This is a genomic window from Candidatus Accumulibacter vicinus (genome assembly GCF_000584955.1).
In the GTDB taxonomy this organism is placed as follows: domain Bacteria; phylum Pseudomonadota; class Gammaproteobacteria; order Burkholderiales; family Rhodocyclaceae; genus Accumulibacter; species Accumulibacter vicinus.
On sequence record NZ_JDSS02000037.1, the window covers coordinates 78,259 to 80,245 of the forward strand.

A 1,987-nucleotide genomic window follows, 5' to 3' on the forward strand; every position below is an offset into this window, starting at 1 on the left:
GGCACTCCTGGCCGGGGTCATCGACATTGCGCTGACCAGCCGTCCGCTGAAGGAGAGCGAGCAACGGCCCGATCTGGAGGCCTTCGAGTATGGCCGCTCGCCGTTCGGTTTGGTGACCAGCAAGTCCGGCGTGACGCGGCTGGCGGCCCGCGATGTTGCGGGCATGTTGAGCGGACGCATCGCGACCTGGCCCGATGGCGAACCGGTGCGGGTCGTACTGCGGCCGCTGACCGACAGCGACACCACCTACTTCGGGCAAATGGCGCCCGAGATCGCAGCGGCGCTGAAGATCGCCCATCAGCGGCCCGGCATGGTGGTCGCCGCCACCGATCAGGATGCCGCGACCGAAGCAGAGTCGCTGGGCGGGTCGATCGGGACGAGCACCTTGTCGATACTGGCGTCCGAACGCCGCCGACTGCACCTGGTTGCGATCGACGACGCCGTGCCGTCACTCCAGGGTCTGGCGTCGGGCGCCTACAAGTTCTACAAGCCCTTTTTTATCGTGACCCGCCAGGGTGGGTCCGATACGGCGCGCGAGTTCGTCGCCTTCGTCCGGTCGGCGGAAGGGCGCGCGCTCCTCGAAGCCAACGGGCACGTCGTCACTCGCTGAGGATCGGCGACATGGCGGACGAGACACCTGATGGCGGACGGATGGAAAGGATCCTGACCATCATCGCGCTGCTCGTCAGTGCCGCAATCGCCTTGGTCTTTCCAGTCGCCTACTTCGCCCTCGGCCGGGCAGCCCTTGGCGCGACCCTCGAAGCAGAGGCCGAGATCAACGCCCGGATAGTCACCCAGCATGTGCACTCCAATCCGGAGATCTGGCAGTTCCAGTACGAAAGGGTCTCGATTCCGCTGCGCCGCCGACCCGAAGACGGCACACCCGAGATCAGGCGGGTCTTCCACCTGGACGGAACGCTGGTGGCGGAAAGTGCCGATCCGATCGCCGGGCCCTTCGAGGTGCGCCGGGAGCCGATCTACGACGCTGGCCGCACAGTCGGGCACGTCGAAATCGTCCGCTCGATGCGCACGCTGATCATGGAGACCCTGGCCGCGGGGAGCTTGGGTCTCTTGCTGGCCGCGGCCGTGTTCCTGGCGCTGCGCTTCCTGCCGTTGCGCGCCCTGCGCCAGGCGAATGCCGAGCTCCTGGCGGAACAGCGCCGGTCCTTGGAGATGGGACGGGAGAAGGAGCAGGCCGAAGCGGCGAACAGTGCCAAGTCGCAATTCCTGGCCACCATGAGCCATGAAATTCGCACCCCGATGAACGGGGTGATCGGAATGACCGAGCTGTTGCTGCACACCCCGCTCGATCCGGGCCAGCAAGCGCAGGTACGCCAGATCCATGGATCGGCTCTGGCGCTGCTGCGTATTCTCAACGACATCCTGGACTTCGCAAAAATTGAAGCCGGCCGTCTTGAACTGGATATCTCCGCCTGCGACTGGCGCGCCCTATCGATGGAGGTGGCCGAGTTCCTCGCCGTGCCGGCGCAGAAGAAAAACGTTGCAATTCACTTGCGCCTCTCCCCCGAGTTGCCAACCATGGTCCACACCGATGCTGGCCGGCTGCGGCAGATCCTGACCAACCTGATCGGTAATGCCGTGAAGTTCACCGAGCGGGGAGAGGTCGAACTGTCGGTTGAGGGAGGGCCCCACGGAAGCGGCGCCGACCGTTCCGGTGCACTGGTATTGCGCTTCACCGTCCGCGATACCGGAATCGGGATGGACTCGAAGGCCGTGGCAAAGCTCTTCAAGCCCTTTTCCCAAGCGGACGGGACGATGAGCCGCCGATTCGGGGGAACGGGTCTGGGGCTGGCCGTTTCGCGCGAGCTGGTGACGCTGATGGGCGGTCAGATAGGCGTCGAGAGCACCCTGGGTGAAGGTTCGACGTTCTGGTTTACGCTGCCGGTCACCCCGGTGGAGGGGCGGGATGAGATGCCGGCGAAACCAGCGTCCCCCGCCGAGTCGCCGGGAGGCGCGGCGGCCCCGA

At 65.8% G+C, this 1,987-nt stretch carries 2 protein-coding genes; both read left to right on the forward strand.

Translation table 11 applies throughout. The features are described from left to right. The coding region (locus tag CAPSK01_RS16175) for a substrate-binding domain-containing protein (protein WP_034929014.1) at nucleotides 1-610 on the forward strand (610 nt) is incomplete at its 5' end. Nucleotides 611-621: 11 nt separating this feature from the next. After that, nucleotides 622-1,987: ATP-binding protein (locus CAPSK01_RS16180; RefSeq protein WP_273703856.1), on the forward strand; the 1,366-nt coding region annotated here is incomplete at its 3' end.